The sequence below is a fragment of the Fontibacter flavus genome, assembly GCF_042432905.1.
Classification (GTDB): domain Bacteria; phylum Bacteroidota; class Bacteroidia; order Cytophagales; family Cyclobacteriaceae; genus Fontibacter; species Fontibacter flavus.
Genome location: NZ_JBHLWI010000022.1, coordinates 91,125 through 111,097, shown reverse-complemented (window position 1 = coordinate 111,097; position 19,973 = coordinate 91,125). Strand labels below are relative to the sequence as shown.

Below are 19,973 nucleotides of genomic sequence, written 5' to 3'. Positions count from 1 at the left end.
ATGAAGCTAGTAACTGCATTTGCACCGGCTACAGTGGCCAATGTTTCCTGTGGATTTGATATCCTTGGATTTGCAATAGATGAACTTGGGGACGAGGTTACTGTCAAGTTGGTGGATACTCCTGGGGTTAAGGTTGTAGAGATTCAAGGTGATGGAGGGAAATTACCATTTGATGCCGACAAAAACACTTGTTCGGTTGCAGTGCAGGCCATGCTGAATTCCTTAGGGGTCAACCTGGGCATAGAGTTGAGTTTATTTAAGGGGCTTCCATTAGGGTCCGGTATGGGTTCTTCTGCAGCGAGTGCAGCTGCAGCCTTGGTGGCCGCAAATGAAGTTTTGGGCAATCCGTTTGAGAAAATGGACCTAGTCCCATTTGCGATGGAAGCAGAAAGGATTGCCTGTGGTACAGCACATGCTGATAATGTCGCACCCTCCATTCTCGGTGGGTTTGTATTGATCAAGGATTATGATCCCCTTGATGTGATCAAGCTCCCTGTTCCTGATGGACTTTATTGTACGCTATTGCATCCTCATTTGGAACTCAAGACTATGGATTCCAGGTCTGTGTTGAGACAGCAGATTTCCTTAAAGGAGTCGACTGTTCAATCGGGAAATATTGCAGGTTTCATTGCGGGTTTGTTCAGGAATGATTTTCAGCTCATCAGCAGGTCTTTGAAAGATGTAATTGCAGAACCTACAAGGGCGCTTTTGATTCCAGGTTTTTATGAATTGAGAAATGTAGTGAGGGAGATTGGAGCATTGGGTTCAGGGATTTCCGGTTCGGGTCCGACAATTTTTATCTTGTCAGAAGGAAAGGAAATTGCTTTAAAAGTAGGCAAGGAGAGTAAAAAAGTGTTTGAAAAAATCGGTTTGGAAGTGGATGTTTATGTATCCAAAGTCAATGATAAGGGTGCCTATGTTCAGTCTCATTGAGTCCTTAAAACAATAATAGCAAAGCTGTCTTCAAGTATTCCTATGCAATATTATAGTACCAATAACCCAGACCATAAAGTGTCCCTGAAAGAAGCTGTCATCAAAGGATTGGCACCTGATCAAGGACTTTATATGCCGGAAAGTATTCCTGAAATGCCTGTTTCTTTTTTTGAAAAACTGCCTTCAATGAGTTTTCAGGAAATAGGTTATGCTGTAATTGGGGCACTTTTTGGGGAGGATTTGAATGAAGAACAAATCAAAGACTTGGTGGATCACACCTTAATCTTTGATGCACCTTTGGTTAAAGTGGAGGAGGGAATTTATAGCCTGGAGTTGTTCCATGGGCCAACCTTGGCTTTTAAGGATTTTGGGGCTAGATTTTGTTCCAAACTCATGTCCATGTTAATGGAGGGTGAGCAAAGAAAAGTGAAGGTATTGGTGGCTACTTCCGGAGATACAGGTTCAGCGGTGGCCAATGGCTTTTATAATGTGCCTGGAGTGGAGGTGATTATTTTATATCCAAAAGGTAAGGTTTCTGAATTGCAGGAAAAGCAGTTTACCACTTTGGGAGGGAATATTCATTGCTTTGAAGTGGATGGGATGTTTGATGATTGTCAGCGAATGGTCAAAGATGCCTTTTTGGATAAAGAGCTAAATGATAACATGCTCCTGACCTCTGCAAATTCCATCAATATTGCCAGGTGGATCCCCCAATGCCTATATTATTTTTATGCTTGGTCCAGACTGCCTGAGAAAAATAAAAAGCTTGCGATTTCTGTACCTAGTGGGAATTTCGGGAATCTGGGGGCAGGTATATTGGCCCAGCGTATGGGCTTGCCAATACATACCTTTGTGGCCAGTACAAATATCAATAGGGTAGTACCTGACTTTCTTCACGGCTTGGATTTTAAGGCCATGCCTTCTGTGTCAACCATCAGTAACTCTATGGATGTGGGCAATCCCAGTAATTTCTTCAGGCTTTTGGCTTTGTATGGAAATGATGAGGCTTTGTTTAGGGAAAAAGTAAAAGGCTTTTATTTTGATGATGAAGATACAGCAAAGGCCATGAAGAAAGTGATGGAGGAAACCGGATATGTGATGGATCCCCATGGTGCAGTGGGCTATTTAGGACTCCGTAATTTTATCAAAATGAATCCAAGTGATTTTGTTGGAATTTTTCTGGAAACCGCCCATCCAGGTAAATTCAAGTCTGTGGTGGATAAAGTTTTGGGTATTGATCTCGAACTTCCTGCCCGTTTGGCCCAATTTTTAAATGGAGAAAAAAAGTATGAAGAGCTGAAAAATGATTTTGCAGCCTTTAAATCACTATTGTTGAAATCGAGATAAAAACAATAAAAAAGGGCCTGATTTCAATATCAGACCCTTTTTTTAGGGATTTAGTTTTCGTTATCCGTTACACGGATTCTTTTCTGAAGTTCCTGGAGCTCGGCTTGATGTTCTTTCTGCCACTCTAACATTTTTTGTTGGAACTCCTTCATTTTTTCTTCATTGGCTTTTTGCCATTCTTCCATCTTTCTCTGGAATTCTTCGATTTTTGGCTGGTTTTCTTTTTCCCAAGCCTTCACCCTGGCTTGATATTCTTCCATTTTAGGTTGATTCTCTTTTTCCCAACCCTTTATCTTTGCCTGAAACTCCTGGATTTTAGGCTCAATTGACTTTTTCCACTCTTCTGTTTTGGCAATTCTTTCTTGATTCCAAGCTTCCAGTTTGTCAGCATGCTCTTCTTTCCACTTGGCCAGTTTTTCATTCTGTTCCCTTAAGTGTTGCTGCCATTCTTCATTGCTCATATCGTTTCTTTTGGCAAAATTTCCTTTGAAAAATAAGAGACTATCTGGCATTGGAGGTCGGATAGTGGCTAATTCCTTTAACATCTTGGAATCCGGAAGCATTCCTTGAAAGATTTCTGGATCCATTTCCCATTTGGGCATGTTCTCGAAATTGAAATGTGGCATTGGCAGGTCCTTCAGCTCCAAATGTGGCATGGTACTGAAATCACCCCAATTGAATTCCAGTTCTTTGAAAAGCATTCCCATTTCTTTTAAGGGCTCCATGTGTTTTAGCAAACTTTCCATTTGCTCTGGACTTAAAGAGGGATCAAGGATTGACTCTGAGGTTTTAGGAAGGACTGGTTTGGGTGGAATAGTATCCTGTGAGACCTTAGGTTTATTCAATTCTAATGTTAAGTCTAGGGTTTTGGTACTGGATTCCACAGTCAAATAATCCTCGTTTTCTTGGATGTCCTGTTGGTCATAGGCACCTACTATCAATGTGGCGCCCAAAATTAAAGTAATAATCATGGTAATTGTGGTTAAAGTAGTTGGTTGCGTAGGGGAGGTTTTGACTCCCATTATTTTTTTGATTCTGTCTAAAGTAGGGTTAGGTTTTTTGGCTGCAGCCATTGCCATTTCAGAAACATGATTTTGGGCATGGTTGATGACATAGGCCAAGCCATGAGCGAGATCTTTGGGGTCTGCTCCAAGTGTCACAGCCAACTCATCACAGGCCATTTCCCTTTGTTTCTTGATTTCGTGATTTATCCACCAGAATACCGGATGGAAGAAGAAGAGTATTTCCAAAATGGATTGGATCAGATTGACCAAGTAGTCATGCCTTCTAATATGTGCTATTTCATGGGCAATAATGGCTTCCAATTGGCCGGGACTCATGTGTAAGAGCAAAGCAGAAGGAATAAGGATGACCGGTTTAAGTATGCCATAAGTCAGCGGTACATCCACATGCCTGCTGGAAAGGACTTTTATGGGTCTGGTAAGTGCCAATTGATTGCTTATTTTTTCAACTAACCTTGATAATTTATCTGGAACGGAATCGTGTTTTTTATAATGGAGCGATCTCAGATCAGCCAGGCTGCTGGCAGTTTTGAAGAAAAACAGGAAAGCGCCCATCATCCAGATATTGACCAATGCAGGAATGTACTTTTCAATTCTTTTGCTTACAAGCAGCCAATCTGCTCGGCCTTCATTTGGGGCCTGTATTTGCTGGATCACATCAGATTGGGCGCTCAGGTATGCCCAATCCGCTTTACTAATTAAGCTCAGTTTACTTGTTGGATTTGTGTCCAGGTGCCAACTGAATGTCATCACAGCAAGTAATGCGATGATGGCAATGGCTGCCGAACTAAGACGGTATTTAAAAGCAGCACTTTTTTGATTGAAAACCCTAAGGCCAAGCCATAACAAAAGACCTATGCTTGCAATTTGCCAAAAAGCATGGATGATCATCCAACCTAAGGCAAAGAGATAAGTTTCCGGTATCAAGTTTTCAACGATTTCCATTATTGTTCTTTTTCCAATTGATCTAAAAATGCACGGATTTCATCTAATTCCTCCTTAGAGGGATTGCCCTGTCCCAAAGCCTGCATGACCAGGTTTTTGGCAGAGCCACCAAATGCTGTGGCCATAAAGTTGCTGACAAGATTCTGCTGGGTTGCTTTTTCTTCCACCAAAGGATAGTACACGTGGGTACGGCTTTGCTCATCCCTGCCTAAGATTCCCTTGGCGTGCATGATCTGCATGATTTTCAATGTTGTGGTATATCCGGTATCCTTGGTTTCAGACAATTTTTCGTGGATGTCCCTGACAGTGGCCTTTTTCATCTGCCATAAAAGGGATAAAATTTCCAGTTCGGATTCCGTGGGTTTAGTATTCATAAGGTTTAATACGATTCGTTTCGTACAAAGTTATACGAATCAGTTCGTATTTCCAAAATTTAATACGATTTTTTTCGTATTTTAATTTTGGAGCTGAACAAGAGTCTATTAACATATTTAAAATTCTGCGATCGACTTCTTGGAACTAAGCCTAAATGAAAATAGTTGTATATACATAGATTAGAAAAATAAACCAATGATTATGAAAAATACACAACCGCTTTTGGAAAAGCTTCAAATGGGTGATTTGGAATTGCAAAACAGGGTAATCATGGCTCCTATGACAAGGAGTAGGGCAATCAATCCTGAAAATGCACCATTTGATATCCATATAAAATACTACCAACAAAGGGCATCAGCAGGGCTGATCATTTCCGAAGGTGCTCAGATTTCCAAAAAAGCAGTAGGATATGTAAATACACCAGGGATTTATTCTGATGCCCAAGTGGAAGGATGGAAGGAAGTCACCGAAGGTGTGCATGAAAAAGGAGGTAAAATATTTATTCAATTGTGGCATGTGGGAAGAATGTCCCATCCTGATTTTCATGGAGGTGAATTGCCTCATGCGCCATCTGCGATCAATCCACATTCCAAGTCTTTTACACCAGAGGGTTTCAAAGACACTGAGACACCTAAGGAAATGACTATTGAAGAAATTAAACAAACCATTCTGGATTACAAAAATGCGGCAGCGAATGCCATGAAAGCAGGCTTTGATGGAGTAGAAATCCATTCCTCAAATGGGTATTTGTTGCACCAGTTTTTCAACAGGACTTCTAATGTAAGAACTGATGAATATGGTGGAAGTATTGAAAACAGAGCCAGGATCTTATTTGAAGTGATTGACGCCATCAAGGAAGTGATGCCTGAAAATAGAATTGGCGTGAGGTTGAACCCATCACTTCATGGTATTTTTGGAATGACGTTGGATGAGGAAACAATTCCGGCCTTTGATTACATCATTGAGAAACTCAATCAATATGATCTGGCATATCTACATTTGTCAGAACCCTTCAATGATGTTTCTGAAATTCCTTATGCTGAAAAAGAAATTGCTAAAAGGTACAGACCAATGTACAAAGGTACTTTGATCATCAATGCAAGTTTTGATCAGGAAAAAGGAAATAAGGTCATTTTGGAGGGTTTGGCTGATGCAGTGGCATATGGCAAGCCTTTTATTTCCAATCCTGATTTGGTGGAGCGATTTGCAGAAAATGGGCCATTGGCAGATTGGGATCAATCCACTTTTTATACTCCAGGAGAAAAGGGATTTACAGATTATCCTAAATTATCCGTTTCAAAATCGATATAATTGACTTAGAGGCCGACTTAGTTCGGCCTTTTTTATTATTTTGCAAGCATGTGTTTATTAGCGTTTAATTGGGATAACCATCCTGAGTATAAATTTATCTTAGTGGCCAACAGAGACGAATTCTTTGAAAGGCCATCGGCTCCTTTGCAGTTATGGGATTCTGGTTTTTATGCAGGCAAAGACCTTCGCGCAGGAGGAACTTGGTTGGGTATGCATCCCAATGGGCGATTTGCAGCCATTACCAATTTCAGAAATCTGAGAAATAAAGAAAAATATGCCAAGTCTCGCGGTGATTTGGTCAAGAATTACCTGGAAGGGGATATGGATCCCCTCTCTTATCTGGAAGAAATAGAAAAGGAAAAGGGGGATTATGATGGTTTCAACCTTTTGGTAGGAAATCATGAAGGGCTCTATTATCTCTCTAATAAAACGGATGGTATCCAAAGACTTAAGCCCGGCCTATATGGGCTGAGCAACTCAGTGCTGGAAACACCTTGGCCCAAGTTGGTCAAAGCCAAGCAAAACCTTCATCATCATATCCAAGATTCCAACTTTGAACCAGAAAGTCTGATGACAGGGCAGCATTCCAGAGAAACTGATCCACAGGAGGTTTTACCGGATACAGGAGCAACTCCCGAGCAGGAAAAGCTCCTTTCTGCCCAGTTTATCAATGTAGGGAATTATTATGGTACGATAAATTCTACTGTCCTGCTTTGGAAACATACGGGAGAAGTAGAAATGATGGAAAGGAAGTTTGATCAGGTAGCAGGAACCCATGAGGATACTGTATTCAACTTTAAGGTGGAAAATTTTTTGGAACAGAATCATTCTTAATCCTGTTGTAAAAACATGGAAAATCAAGAGATTTTAGATGTTTTGATAATCGGAGGGGGGCCAATCGGGCTCGCCTGTGGGATCGAATGTGAAAAAGCCGGACTTAACTATGTCATAGTGGAAAAGGGTGTTTTGACTAATTCTCTTTTCAATTATCCATTAAACATGACTTTTTTCTCTACCTCTGAGAAGTTGGAAATGGGTGGGATTCCATTTATGTCTATTTCCCATAAGCCTACCCGAACAGAAGCCTTGGAATATTACCGTAGGGTAGCGCAGACCTGGAAGCTTAAAGTCAGGTTATATGAAGAAGTCAAGACGCTTAAAAAAGAGCAGAATCTGTTTGAAATCATCACTTCTAAGGATACATACATCACCAAAAATGTCATCTTATCTACCGGGTTTTATGACCTTCCCAATCTGATGAATGTTCCCGGGGAGGAACTCCCAAAAGTCACCCATTATTACAAAGAACCCTGGCCCTATATCGGACAAAAAGTATTGGTTGTAGGAGGAGGAAATTCTGCAGTGGACGTAGCCTTGGAAACCTGGCGTAAAGGCGCTGAAGTGACCATGGTCCTCAAGGATGAGAGTGTCGACCCTAATGTCAAATACTGGGTCAAACCTGATATTGAAAATCGTATCAAGGAAGGATCCATCAAAGCCTTTACCCATTCTCTTGTTAAAGAAATCAGGGAAAAGGAAGTGGTCGTTAATACCCCCAACGGGGGAGTCACTATTGAAAATGACTTTGTCCTGGCCATGACAGGTTATGTGCCCAATTTTGCCCTTTTGGATCAATTGGGCGTAGAGTTAAGCCTAGATGAAAAGCGTCAGCCCTGCTACGATCAGACGAATCAGGAGTCCAATGTACCCGGTGTTTATCTGGCCGGCGTAGTCTGTGGGGGATTGAATACAAGGGAATTTTTTATTGAGAACTCCATTATACATGCAGAGCAGATAGTGAAGCATATCTTGGGGAAGAAGGTTTGAAGATTCAAGACAAAAGACATAAGACTGAGGAAAAAATTAATGAGCTTATGTAAAGAAATTAGTGTCTTTGCGTCTTTACGTGAATTAAAGTCGCCTAATTTTTGTGATTATAAAATTTAATCTTTAGGTTTAATTACTTAAAAATTAATTTTTGATGAAGAAAAAATCCCTAAAGCTTTCCGGATTAATTATTTTGCTCATTTTGACTTTTGCTTGTTCCAAAACTGAGCATTCAGGAATGAAAATCATTAAAGTTCCTCAAAGTACCGATAGTGATATTAGCTTGGCAGCTATTGCCGGTTCTATTGAAACTATTCCTTTAGAAACAAGGGAGAATGCCTTGATCATCAATGTTTATGATGTTAAAATTTCAGATAAAAAGGTTTTTGTAAAAGATCGGAACAACAAGATTCTGGTTTTTGATATTGAAGGAAACTATATCAAAAACCTGATACCGATAGGCGATGGCCCGGGAGAAACCAAAACTATCTTCGGATTTACCATAGATGAAGCCTCAGGGAAGATATATATCAGTGATGGAAGAAGACTATTGGTGTACTCTGAGGAAGGTGTTTTCTTGGAAGAAAGAACCTTCCCAAACAATTTGAATTACCTAACTTTTCTGGGGAACGAATTTCATGCCATTACCGAACAGCTGATGCGGCCCGTTGAAAATAGATTTTCCAATGAAACGTTTTTATTGGCTATGAATCCCCAACTTGAAGTAACGGACTCTTTGTCCTTACGGCAGGTTGTTTTGGAACAAAGAATGATTTTGGGTTTTCATAACAGGAACTTTATCTCAAGGGTAGGGGATAGAAATTATGTTTACACGCCTACACCACCTATTGACAAAACCTTAAGGGATACTTTATTTCATATCGATAATTCAAATTTAATTCCCCATATAAAACTGGATTTTGAGGCTCCCCATTTTGACGACAAAGGGAATAAAGCCATAATGATCATCAGTATAATCCTGTCAAAGGATTACCTCTTATGTGAATATGACATTGAAAGCAAGAGGAAGTTTTTTCTCTATGATCTGAAAAAATCCAAAGGTTATAATCTAGATGAAGGATTTTTCGATGAGCAGGGGGATAAAGTGGTTTTAAGACCATTAGACCTCAATAGCAATGTCTTCTATTATGCGAAATCCATGGAATTCATGGAATCCGCCTCTGAGGTAATGAATCCTGTTATTGGGATTGTTAAGTTGAAGTGATCCTTTTTCAGGTAGGAGGTAAAAAGAGGTACAAAGTACCAAGTACGAAGTACGAAGACACGTCTTGCTTCTTGTGTAATCAAGACAAAAACCGAAATGATTTTTTTGAACCAAAAAGAGTCCACAAAAGTTTTCCCGATACGTCTTGCAATATCCTAACCATCCGCTATTGGGGTATGTGCTTTTCCTTTTGTTCCCCTTTTGAATCTTTTCCCGATATTAGGGAAAGGTTGTGATTCACAGACTTTTTTGTTCAATTCTGTAAAGCAAAAACTTTCAATTGTCCTTCAAATTTTATTCCTTGCTTTCACCAGCTTCCTGTAAAAGTTGAGTGATCAGGCTTTCTTTTATTCTGAAATTTGTCTTTTGATTGATCAAAATCGGGCCTTTTTGTCGCACTAAGTTATCAGAGTTAAGGTCTTAAAGAATACCTTTTGTTCCTTTTCCCGATTTTCAGGACAGGTTGTGGTTCAAAACTTTAACAGTCAATCCGGTAAAGCAAAAGCAACATAAGCATCCCCGGATTTGGTGCCTTTTCCGCCACCACAGGCAATGACCACATACTGTTTTCCATTGACCGAATAGACCGCCGGGGTAGCATGCCCGGCAGCTGGAAGTTTGGCCTCCCATAAGATTTTACCGGTATCTTTATCAAAAGCCCTGATTTTCTCGTCCTTGGTGGCTGCAATGAAGACCAATCCCCCTGCAGTAGTCACTGGACCTCCATAGTTTTCTGTACCTGTAGGAGCAAATCCTTTTGCTGTAAGTTCTTCAAATTCTCCTAAGACAGATTGCCATTTGATTTTCCCGGTATTCATGTCAATGGCCGTCAGCGTACCCCAGGGAGGTTGTATTCCTGGATAGCCATCTTCCGTCAGCAGACGGGAATAACCCTGCATGTAAAATTGCGGGGTCATCATTTCTTTACCTCCTTCCAGTTCTTTTTTAGCATTAGGATCTTCTTTTTCTTCTCCAAAGAGATAGGCGATCATGGCTTTCCGCTCATTCTCTGCAATATGGGAGAAGGCAGGCATGGCTCCTTTTCCGTTTTTGATCAGGTTGTCCAAACTGCCTTCATTGTATTTTTTATCCAAACCAATTAAGGAGGGGAATGCAGGTGGATTGCCTTTGCGGTCCATACCATGACAGTTGGCGCAATAGTTGGCGTAAACGCTCTGCCCCAGACTGGTAGATTTTGGATTGGCCCCCATGCGTATCACCCAAGGGATTTCATTGGCATTGACATAGAGTGTTTGGGTAAATGGGTCAAAGGATGATCCTCCCCATTCTGCACCACCGTCCATGCCTGGAAATAGGACTATCCCATGTTCATGGCTTGGTGGCAGCCACATGTTGCCGAATTTTACATTATCGAGTTTGCCTCTGATATCCGCTTCCCACTCTGGAGTCAGGCGCAAGATTTCATTTTCGGTGTACACCATGCGCATGAAGGGCTCTGGTAAAGTGGGGTGGGGCTGTGTAGGCCAACTTTTTTCTCCCGGAAGGGTAGATTGTGGGACTGGACGTTCTTCTATCGGCCAAGCAGGTTCACCTGTCACCCGATCAAAAACATACACATACCCCTGTTTGGAAGTCTGAGCTACAGCATCTATCCATTTGCCATCCTTTTTGATACGGATGAGGTTAGGGTTGGCGGGAAAATCCCTGTCCCACATATCATGATGCACTCCCTGGAAATGCCAGATTCTCTGTCCTGTGTTGGCATCCAGGGCTATAAGGGAGTTGGCAAATAAATTGGACCCATGCCTGTAGCCTCCCCAAAAATCGTAGGTTGCAGATCCTGTTGGAACATAGACAATGCCCCTATCCTCATCCAGGCTCATTCCTGCCCAGTTATTGGCCCCTCCTATGAATTGGATATAATCAGGGTCCCAAGTGTCGTATCCAAATTGGCCTTCCAGAGGGATGGTATGGAAAATCCATTCTCTTTTTCCCGTTTTGACATTATAGGCCCTGATATGTCCCGGTGCTGCGTCCAGACCTTCGGAAAGGCGCATGCCAATGATGATTTTGTCCTTGTAGATGATTCCAGGGGTATTGCTTACCAATAAGAAATCTTCCAAATCGGTATCCAGGTCTTTTTTCAGGTCAACCATGCCCTTTTCTCCAAAAGATTCAATAGGTCTTCCCGATTCGGCATCTAAGGCAATCAGGAAATTGGATGCACTGAAGAAAATACGTTTGTCTGCTCCGTCTTCCCAGTAAGTCAAGCCCCTGTTGACTCCAGCCCAGGAATTTTCGCCCCCAAGAAGCTGAAAAGGATTGAATCTCCAGACTGGTTTGCCTGTATCAGCTCTCAGGGCAAAGACATTGATCTGAGGACTTACACCATATAAAATGCCATTGATAACAATTGGTTGAGTCTGAATCTGACTTCTTTCTGTGGCATCATAGGTGTTGAAGGTCCAAGCCATCTCTAGGTTATTGACATTGTCCCTGTTGATCTGAGCCAGTGAGGAATAACGTGCTGCATCTTTGGTGCCTCCAAAATGTTCCCATTTGGAATAGTCGGGGAGGGGAAATTGTTCACTTCTCGAACAGGATAAAATAACCGATGCAAATCCGGAGATAAGGAATAGTCGGAGCAGGTTCATATGGTTGAAATAGGTTGATTTAAATCTAATAAAAACCAACCATTATCACTCAATTCTTCTTTCTGAGTTTGCTGAAAATCCTGTGAATGGCAAAAATTCCCAGTCCCAAACCTGTCCAGACCAGGGTGTCCCAAATCTCTTCCGCCTGACTTCCTGATAAGAGCCAGATTGTAGCAATAATCCCTGCAATGGCTAAATAATTGCCATAAGGAATTTTAAAGTGTTTATCTTCTGGATGGCTTTTCCTGAGTTTTATCAAGGAGGCCGCTACTAATGCATATAGAATCAATCTGGAAATGACCGATACAGCCAGGGAACTCATAAAACCCCAGATGATTGCCACCAATGCAACCAAAGACGCAAAAAAGAGGATAGAAACATAAGGTGTGGCAAACTTAGGATGTACTTTTCCAAATAATGCGGGCAATTGATTTTCCAGACTCAAGGCATAAGGTAGTCGAGATCCACTCAGGATTTGAACGTTCAATGTGCCCATGATGGACACTACTGCTCCAATTGTGATAAACATGCCGCCATACCAACCCATAAATCCTGTAGCCGCATCTGCCAATGGCTTGTCTGAATTGGCCAGATCTGGAAGCGTGCCAATGGAAACAACCTGGATCAGAATATAAAATCCAGCGATAATTGCTGCTGCTGTTATAAGTCCGAAAGGCAGGTTTTTTTTAGGATTGACTATTTCACCACTATTTACCAGCCCTGCCTCAAAACCGCCAAAAGCAAAAATTAACAATAGTGTTGAGGCTGAGAAATCTGACCAATTTGGAGGTGTTCCTCCCTTCATCAAGTCAAAATCAATATAAAAAAGCCCAATTATGATAAATACGGCCAATGGGAAAAGTTTGGCTACTGTCAGAACATTACTGACTCGTGCAGTATTCTTGACTCCTATCCAATTAAAGTAGGTGATCAGTCCTGTAATCAGTAAGATCAAACCAATTCTGACTTCGGGGAGGTTGAAAGTATCGGAGAAAAAGGAAAGATAAAGGATCAATAAATTGATCAAGGTGGCATAGCTAAAGAGCCTTGTGAGCATGAGCAGCCAACCAATGATAAAAGCGGGGATTTTCCCAAAAGCAGTTAAAACATATAAATACGGCCCTCCGGTTTGCTCAAATCTTGAACTGACCTCTGCAAAAACCAGGATCAAGACCATCATGACCAAGGCGCATAGGAGAAAAGCAAAAATGGAATAAACACCAGATAACGCAAATACCTTAGCCGGCAAAGCAAAAATCCCCGCTCCAATGACGGAATTGATAATTAAAAATACCAGGTCCCACTTTTGGATTCCGCGTTTGAGCATAGGGGTTTTACTTTTCTGATCCTTAATTTGACTGCTTAAGATATCCAAATCATTGAAAATCCAAAGAGGAAATTATTTAAACAGTAGTTTTTCGGGTTTTTCTTTCTGTGACTTCTTCAAATGTATGCTCATAGTTTTTTCTCAATGTTCCCATCCATCTATCCCAGATCAAGAAATAAAGCCCATAGTTCCCTGTAAATTGCCTGTGATGAAGATTATGGGCAGTGGAGGTGTTGATCCATCTTCCGATTTTGGTTTTGTGAAAATTTTTGGGATAAAGTTCAAATCCCAAATGCCCATACACATTATAAATAAACTGGAAAAGAAGAAAGAGTACTAAGGCAGACCGGTGAACAGGCAAGGTAAAAGCTATCAAAGGAATGATACCGGCTTCGATAGTTGCTTCCAAAGGATGGAATGCATAAGATGTCCATGGAGTTGGGTTGGTGGACAAGTGATGGGTTAAATGGACTTTTTTAAATAATAAAGGGGAATGCATCAATCGGTGCATCCAATAAAAGTATGTGTCATGAATCAAAAACATCAATGGAAAAGTGAGCCAATAATAGAATTTTCCATATGTATCAATTTCCCTATAGAGATTGGTGTAGGGAGTCAGTACCCAAAAAACCAAAGTAGCCATTGTGGCAAAGATCAGCACAGTGATCATGGAGAATGTGATATCTCTCAGGTAATCTTTCTTTTGGGGGAATTTGGCTTGTATTTTTCTGATGGAAAAGAATTTATTGAAGAGAACATAAAACAAAAGGAAAGCAATTCCAGCAATCAGAAAATACCGGTATGTGATATTTCCTGAGATTTGTTTCCAAATTTGAAAAAACTCTCCAGCTTCCATTTATAAGAAATCAATGTCCACACTGAATGGGTATTTCATCAGATATTGTAATGCTTCTTCAATTTTAAGATCTTCAAATAATACCTTGTAGAGGTTCTCCGTAATTGGTGCACGCATTCCTTTTCCTTCCACAAAAGTTTTCATTAAACGGACCGTATTGATACCTTCCGCCACTTCTGCCATGCTGTTCATGATCTCGTCCAGTTTTTCTCCCTTAGCCAATCTAAATCCTACGGTGTAATTTCTGGATAAGGTTGAATTACAGGTGGCTACCAAATCGCCAATTCCCGCAAGGCCGATAAAAGATTTCAGGCTTCCGCCTAGGGCATTGCCCAAATAAACCAATTCTACCATGCCTCTGGAAATCAGTAATCCTTTTGCATTTTCTCCCAGACCCAAACCGGCGAGGGCTCCAGCGGCAATGGCAATGATATTTTTAAGTACTCCGCTCAGTTCAACACCTACAATGTCCGAGTTGCCGTAGACCTGAAATTTATCGGACCTCAACAGTCTTTGCCCTTCCAAAATCACCTCATTATACTTACTAGCCACTACTGTTGCTGCAGGTTGGCCCAAGTAAAGTTCTCTGGCGAGATTTGGACCTGCCAGGCAACCAACTCTGATAGCTACAGTTTCCTTTAGGATTACTTCACTCATGGTAAGTATATTTCCCCTATTGATGACCCCGATGTCCTCCAGCTTTTTTCCTTCAGGCAGATCAAGACAGAGTCCTTTGGTGCCGTGTATGACCAGGTGGTAAGGATATAAATAGGGGGAAAAAGAGCGTATTACTTCCTGAAAAGCACTTGAAGGTACCATGAAAAAAATGGTGTCGCATGATTTACAAAGGAATTCAGGATCTTGTGTACCGATAATATTTGGATGAATGTCGAGGCCATCGACTTGATGTTTTTGATTGATTTCATCCTCAACTTCGGATCTTCTTACGAATGCAATTACATTGCTTTTTTCTGCCAGCATATTGGCAATGGCAGTTCCGAAACTCCCCATGCCTACTACTCCAACAGGTTTTTCTTTAGAAGAGTTTTTCAAGGCCATATCCATCTAATCTATTGTGGTAATAATATAATAAGGTCAAATCCTGAGTCTCGATGTTGCCATTTTTGTTTTTCACTAAAGGTCTTTTGGCGTGATACATGCCGACATTTTCCAGACCATGTGTAATGATAGTATCAATGTCCTGTTTCATGTGGGGAGCTACCTGCAGTTTACCTGCGGCTTCGAGTTCAAATATTTTCGCTAAGACCATCATACACGCTTCTTTGAATTCCACATAAACCAGAAAAATATCTTCTTCTGGTAAACGGAGTAAATTGTAAAGATCCAGTTTCTTATTGTCTTGCTTGATCATCTGAAAGGCGGTAAAGGCCACCAAATGTGAGCTGAAAACCCGATTAATTTTATGGAATTCCTCTACAATCCTTTTCCCTAGGTGATAGGTATATTCTTCTTCCCTTTGGGTGTCGACAGACACTTTGCCATTGGAAATGAAATAGTCCATTGTATCGATTTTTCTTCCATGGCTATCAAAGCTGTTTCCAGAATTATCTACATAATTCCCCAATACATCCATGGCTTTGCCTACAGAGACAGAGATGTCTGAGCCTTTGGTGAAGAATTTTACCAAGAATTTTGAGATTTTGTAAGAGGTTGAAAATTCATCCACTTCTTTGTAATACCGTTCCTGTCCTGTTATGGATAAGTGCTCCTGAATTAGACTAGGCGCTTCCAAAACAAAATGATAATTGATGGTAACCGGAACAATAAAAATCTTTCCGCCAACGTCTTTTAGTCCTTTTTGATAATTGGCTCTTTGGGCTTCTACAGCGGTGCTCAGCAGGCCAAGTTTCAGCCTTTTTTCTATCATGCCACTTCTTGACCTAGTTCCGCCTGGGAAGAAAAGGCTATGAACGCCAAACTGGAGTGCTTCTGAGGAATAGGTCTTGAGCGTCTCCAAATAAAGAAGGTTCTTCTTTCTTCGGTCCACTTTGTATGCCCCTAATGCATTCATGAAATAGGCAAAAATCCCAATATTGAATAAATTCAGTCCGGCCCCATAAATGAAAGGAGGAAGTCCCAAAACCGAAATGATCCAACCAATCAGGATACTGTCAAGATTTGAAAAGTGGGTAGGGACCATTACAATAGTTCCCTTGGATGCCAATTCACGGATCTGATCAGTCTCTCCTACAATTTGAATTTTATCCTGTAAGGTGTATTGATTACTGAAAAGAGACTTGATCCCCTTTACCCTGGCTGCATTCAGCAGCCTGGCAAAACCAAAAGTGACCATTCTTCTGGTCAGCTTATAATGGGAATGGATGAAATTACTGGCGATTTCTTCTGCATACCGCATGGTGATATCATTCAGAATTTCCGTGTATTTTTTCTTTTTTTGCGTTTTATTAAGGGTGTTATCAGAGCTTACCTGAACGAGAGTTGATTTGACTTTTTGCCAAAACTCCTTTTCATCATCAGGATCGACTGCCCAGGGGTTTTGTTTGATGCGCAATTTTTCCCGGTAAAGGGTGGTCTCTAGCTCTTCTTTAATAAGGTCGGTGTTATTTCCCGTGATCTCCAAAATGGCCTTTTTGCTTGTTTCAGCCACAGTCTTGATAAATTCTTTTCTGCTCTTGCTTAATTTGACCACAGGCCATTCATCTTTTTGGGGAAGAATGGGTGTGTATTTATGTTTGATATATCCTTCAGCCAAGTGTAGTTCAAATTTGGATCAAAGACAAAGATAGTAAAAAAACAGCTTGAGGAGGATGGATAAACCACCAAAGCGTGTTGATATTCTTCCTTTTCCTAAAAAGCGGACCTGTTATTGATTTTTTTTCCCATTTTAGCCCGGATTTATAAAAACTTAACCGGATTTTTCAAAACGTTTTCAAAAATGGCTTGTTCCATAATGGAATATTTGAATATGGGTTTTGTCCTAGTTGGAATCCATTGTATTATTGTACCCTAATTGTTTATGAAGCCCGACCTCAAACAGATACAAGCACCCATAGCCACAGAGATGGAGGAGTTCGAGAAGAAGTTCCGTGACTTTATGAAAAGTAAGGTCAAGCTTCTCGATCATATCACCAATTATATTGTCAGGAGAAAAGGCAAGCAAATGCGTCCTATGTTTGTCTTTTTGACGGCAGGTGTAAGTGGAGGGATTACAGAAGCTTCATATAGAGGGGCTGCCTTGATTGAATTGCTGCATACAGCTACTTTGGTCCATGATGATGTAGTGGATGATGCCAATTATCGAAGAGGATTTTTCTCGGTAAATGCGCTTTGGAAAAACAAAATTGCAGTTTTGGTTGGGGATTATCTATTGTCAAGAGGCTTACTTTTGAGTGTTGATAATGGAGACTTTGAGTTGTTGCGGATTGTATCTAATGCAGTCCGGGAAATGTCAGAAGGGGAACTGCTTCAGATCGCAAAAGCCAGAAAACTTGATATCACTGAAGATGTGTATTATACCATTATTAGGCAGAAAACGGCCAGTTTGATTGCCTCCTGTTGTGCCGTAGGTGCTGCTACTTCAGGAGCCAGTCCAGAGCTTATTGAAAGGATGCGTGATTTTGGAGAAAAAATCGGAATGGCCTTCCAGATCAAAGATGACCTTTTTGATTATGGGGAGGATGAGATAGGCAAGCCATTAGGTATCGATATCAAAGAAAAGAAAATGACCCTTCCGTTGATTTATGCTCTGAACAATGCGTCTTGGTTGGATAAAAAAAGGATTATCTACCTGATCAGAAATAAAAATGAGGATAAAAAAGCAGTTAACGAAGTCATCGGCTTTGTGAAAAAGTCAGGTGGATTGGCTTATGCTACTGAGGTGATGAATAAATATTTTGAAGAAGCCCTTGCTATTCTGGAAGGATTCCCTTCCTCTGAATACAAAACTTCCCTGGAAGGGTTGGTCAGGTTTACGATTGAAAGGAAGAAATGATCTGTTAAAAGCTTAGATGCTTAGCGCTGCAGAATGAAACAAAAAAGGGGGCAAATCTTGCTCCCTTTTTTGTTTTCAAGTTTTAATTTTCCTGCAATAGCTCCGTGATTACTGCTTCATGTTCTTCTATCCACTTTTCATAATAGACGCCTGTTCCCGGACCATTAAATCCGGTATGTATATGCCTCACATTCCCTTTTTTGTCCATGTAGATCAAAGTTGGAAAGGCTACTACTTGATTGAGAGCAGGTAAGGACTGAGAGGCTTTTTCCTTATTGCTTTCTCCGGCTATTAGAAAGGTATATTCTGCACCCATCCTTTCAATAGTCTTTTTCACTCTATTGCTGGCATATTCAAAATCGGGTTTGCTTTCAAATGCAAGAGCAATGATCTCAATACCCCGGTCACGGTTCTTTTTGTGCCATTCAACAAGAAACTTTGTCTCATCCATACAGTTTGGGCACCAGGTTCCGAATAATTGAACCAAAGTCACTTTATTTTCAAATTGTTCATCTTCATTGGAAATCATATTTCCATTTACATCTGGGAAAGAGAAAGAAAGCTTTTCATATCCTTCTTTTAGATAGTTGAGAGAATAGGCGTCCGGTAATTCGAATTCTTCATTTCTTTCGGCTGTAAATGATTCCCGGTAAGATGGGCCACTTCTAAACTTACCCTCGATTTTACCGTCAGCTCCCATGCTGCCCATAAAAAAATAGGCATGGCTTCCGTCAAAGGCACTCATGTAAAAAGTGTTCCCTTCTACATTTCCTTCAAGGAAGCGATAATCTCCAAGTTTGGTTAAAAATGTACCTGTTATTTTGCTGCCATCCTGTTCGAAGATGCCAATCGCATCATAGCTTTTTTCACTGTTTTCTACAAAGAGGGTTTTCCATCTTCCGGAAAAATCTACGGTAGGTTCTAGGGTGGTGCTGAACCTGTTTTTTTCTGTTTTTTCCGCAGTGAAAGGAATGCTGTAACCATTTAAGTAATTTTTTATAAAAACACCACTCATCATGTCTTCAGAAAGGATTTTAGCCTTGATTACAGAATCAAAAATACCCATTTGGATGGCCAGGGAGTCTCCTGACTGTTCGACTTCGTCATACACAAGGACCTCTTCTCCGTTGTGGATTTCAGCACTCCAGTTTTCTTTGTTTTTTTTGAAGGTAATTTGAAAGGGGATGATGTCCGGTGATATATCAAGCTGTGCATGCCATTGTCCCTGTATGTCAAAATCTTTTTGTTGTTTACCGCAAGAATAAAGCAGTGTGAAAGCAAGTAACGTGAGGGTGGAATAAGATACTTTCCTGATCATAGGAACTGAAGATGTGGTTGAGGATATATTTTTTCCCTACAAATATGATGGGGTAATCTTTATTATACAAGGACTGAAGATTTTTGTTCTCAAAATGCTTTAAATTATCTGATTTACATAATGGTTGTCTGTTACTGCAAAGATTATTTGATAATTGATGGGAATTTCTCCCACTTTTTACCCCAATTTTGGTTTTTTGATTATGACCAAAAATTTAGTCTGCTTAAAATACCAAAATAATGGCTTTTTTAAACATTTTTGTGCGATTTTAATTTTCAAGATTCATTTGTCAACAGCCTGATCTTCAAGTAAAAAAATCTTCATTTTTTTCAGAAAATATTGTGATAATTCAAACTTTTGAATAGTTTTATAAAAAAGTGGAGAAAAGTGGGGGAAAGTGGTGGATTGTGTTGATGCTTTTCTTACTTTTGTATTTATAGCAAACTCAAGATAAGCCCATGGGAATGTTCAACAGTCGGTATGAATGTAAAGTCGATGCCAAAGGACGTCTGGCTTTGCCTGCCAAGATCAAGGCGGCAATTCCGGAATCCAATGGTGCCGAGCTCGTTCTACGTCAGGGAGACGATGGCTGTCTTGCGTTGTACACCCAGGTTGAGTTTAAGAAACTTTTACACCAGATCAGTTCACTTTCAGATCGTGATCCGGTACAAAGGCTTATCAAACGTAGCTTTTTTGAAAGTATGACTGAGGTGGAGTTGGACAATGCAGGGCGTTTTTTAATCCCAAAGACTTTTATGACATGGGCAGGAATTGACAAAGATGCCGTACTAATTGGTGTCGGTGGTTTTGTGGAAATATGGAGTCCTGAGAAATACAAACAAAACGTTGTGGTCGATCAGGAAGAATTGTCCAAGTTAATGGATAAATACCTTTCATAA

At 40.6% G+C, this 19,973-nt stretch carries 16 protein-coding genes; 8 read left to right on the top strand and 8 right to left on the bottom strand.

Going from position 1 to position 19,973, the window contains the following annotated elements; all coding sequences use genetic code 11:
• Both ACFFIP_RS08430 and thrC read left to right on the top strand, forming a co-directional pair.
• Positions 1-933, top strand: a complete 933-nt coding sequence (locus ACFFIP_RS08430; RefSeq protein ID WP_382387170.1) for a homoserine kinase — start codon at positions 1-3, stop codon at positions 931-933.
• Between the two features lie 42 nt (positions 934-975).
• A complete protein-coding gene (thrC, locus tag ACFFIP_RS08425; protein ID WP_382387151.1) occupies positions 976-2,280 on the top strand; it encodes a threonine synthase in 1,305 nt (434 codons plus the stop codon).
• Between the two features lie 50 nt (positions 2,281-2,330).
• On the opposite strand, the gene ACFFIP_RS08420 is transcribed toward thrC, so the two are convergent.
• Positions 2,331-4,247: a M56 family metallopeptidase gene (locus ACFFIP_RS08420; protein ID WP_382387150.1), complete on the bottom strand. Its 1,917-nt coding sequence runs from the start codon at positions 4,245-4,247 to the stop codon at positions 2,331-2,333.
• On the bottom strand, positions 4,247-4,621 hold the full coding sequence (locus ACFFIP_RS08415; protein ID WP_382387149.1) for a BlaI/MecI/CopY family transcriptional regulator: 375 nt from the start codon (positions 4,619-4,621) through the stop codon (positions 4,247-4,249). The genes ACFFIP_RS08420 and ACFFIP_RS08415 overlap by 1 nt, the downstream gene beginning before the upstream one ends.
• Positions 4,622-4,823: 202 nt before the next feature.
• On the opposite strand from ACFFIP_RS08415, the gene ACFFIP_RS08410 reads away from it, so the two are divergent.
• The 4 genes from ACFFIP_RS08410 to ACFFIP_RS08395 all read left to right on the top strand — a co-directional run bounded on the left by ACFFIP_RS08410 (position 4,824) and on the right by ACFFIP_RS08395 (position 8,985).
• Positions 4,824-5,933, top strand: a complete 1,110-nt coding sequence (locus ACFFIP_RS08410; RefSeq protein ID WP_382387148.1) for an alkene reductase — start codon at positions 4,824-4,826, stop codon at positions 5,931-5,933.
• 48 nt (positions 5,934-5,981) lie between these two features.
• Positions 5,982-6,767, top strand: a complete 786-nt coding sequence (locus ACFFIP_RS08405) for an NRDE family protein (protein WP_382387147.1) — start codon at positions 5,982-5,984, stop codon at positions 6,765-6,767.
• Positions 6,768-6,782: 15 nt separating this feature from the next.
• The gene (locus ACFFIP_RS08400) at positions 6,783-7,760 is read left to right on the top strand and encodes a YpdA family putative bacillithiol disulfide reductase (RefSeq protein WP_106566692.1); all 978 of its coding nucleotides are present in this window, start codon (positions 6,783-6,785) and stop codon (positions 7,758-7,760) included.
• Between the two features lie 154 nt (positions 7,761-7,914).
• The gene (locus tag ACFFIP_RS08395; RefSeq protein WP_106566691.1) at positions 7,915-8,985 is read left to right on the top strand and encodes a DUF4934 domain-containing protein; all 1,071 of its coding nucleotides are present in this window, start codon (positions 7,915-7,917) and stop codon (positions 8,983-8,985) included.
• Positions 8,986-9,470: 485 nt separating this feature from the next.
• On the opposite strand, the gene ACFFIP_RS08390 is transcribed toward ACFFIP_RS08395, so the two are convergent.
• From ACFFIP_RS08390 to ACFFIP_RS08370, 5 genes are all read right to left on the bottom strand, one after another.
• Positions 9,471-11,600, bottom strand: coding sequence for an outer membrane protein assembly factor BamB family protein (locus ACFFIP_RS08390; RefSeq protein ID WP_382387146.1), 2,130 nt, complete (start codon positions 11,598-11,600; stop codon positions 9,471-9,473).
• Positions 11,601-11,649: 49 nt separating this feature from the next.
• Positions 11,650-12,927, bottom strand: a complete 1,278-nt coding sequence (locus tag ACFFIP_RS08385; protein ID WP_382387144.1) for an APC family permease — start codon at positions 12,925-12,927, stop codon at positions 11,650-11,652.
• A 76-nt stretch (positions 12,928-13,003) separates the two neighbouring features.
• On the bottom strand, positions 13,004-13,783 hold the full coding sequence (locus tag ACFFIP_RS08380; RefSeq protein ID WP_382387143.1) for a sterol desaturase family protein: 780 nt from the start codon (positions 13,781-13,783) through the stop codon (positions 13,004-13,006).
• On the bottom strand, positions 13,784-14,842 hold the full coding sequence (locus ACFFIP_RS08375; protein ID WP_382387142.1) for an NAD(P)H-dependent glycerol-3-phosphate dehydrogenase: 1,059 nt from the start codon (positions 14,840-14,842) through the stop codon (positions 13,784-13,786).
• Positions 14,820-16,517, bottom strand: a complete 1,698-nt coding sequence (locus ACFFIP_RS08370) for a 1-acyl-sn-glycerol-3-phosphate acyltransferase (protein ID WP_382387141.1) — start codon at positions 16,515-16,517, stop codon at positions 14,820-14,822. The genes ACFFIP_RS08375 and ACFFIP_RS08370 overlap by 23 nt, the downstream gene beginning before the upstream one ends.
• 264 nt (positions 16,518-16,781) lie before the next feature.
• Between ACFFIP_RS08370 and ACFFIP_RS08365 the strand changes: the two genes are divergently transcribed.
• A complete protein-coding gene (locus tag ACFFIP_RS08365) occupies positions 16,782-17,756 on the top strand; it encodes a polyprenyl synthetase family protein (RefSeq protein WP_382387140.1) in 975 nt (324 codons plus the stop codon).
• A gap of 82 nt (positions 17,757-17,838) precedes the next feature.
• Here ACFFIP_RS08365 and ACFFIP_RS08360 read toward each other — a convergent pair whose 3' ends face one another.
• Positions 17,839-19,074: a TlpA disulfide reductase family protein gene (locus ACFFIP_RS08360; RefSeq protein ID WP_382387139.1), complete on the bottom strand. Its 1,236-nt coding sequence runs from the start codon at positions 19,072-19,074 to the stop codon at positions 17,839-17,841.
• A 458-nt stretch (positions 19,075-19,532) separates the two neighbouring features.
• Here ACFFIP_RS08360 and mraZ point away from each other — a divergent pair, with 458 nt between their 5' ends.
• Positions 19,533-19,973 (top strand): division/cell wall cluster transcriptional repressor MraZ, encoded by a 441-nt coding sequence (mraZ, locus tag ACFFIP_RS08355; protein ID WP_382387138.1) that lies wholly within the window; start codon positions 19,533-19,535, stop codon positions 19,971-19,973.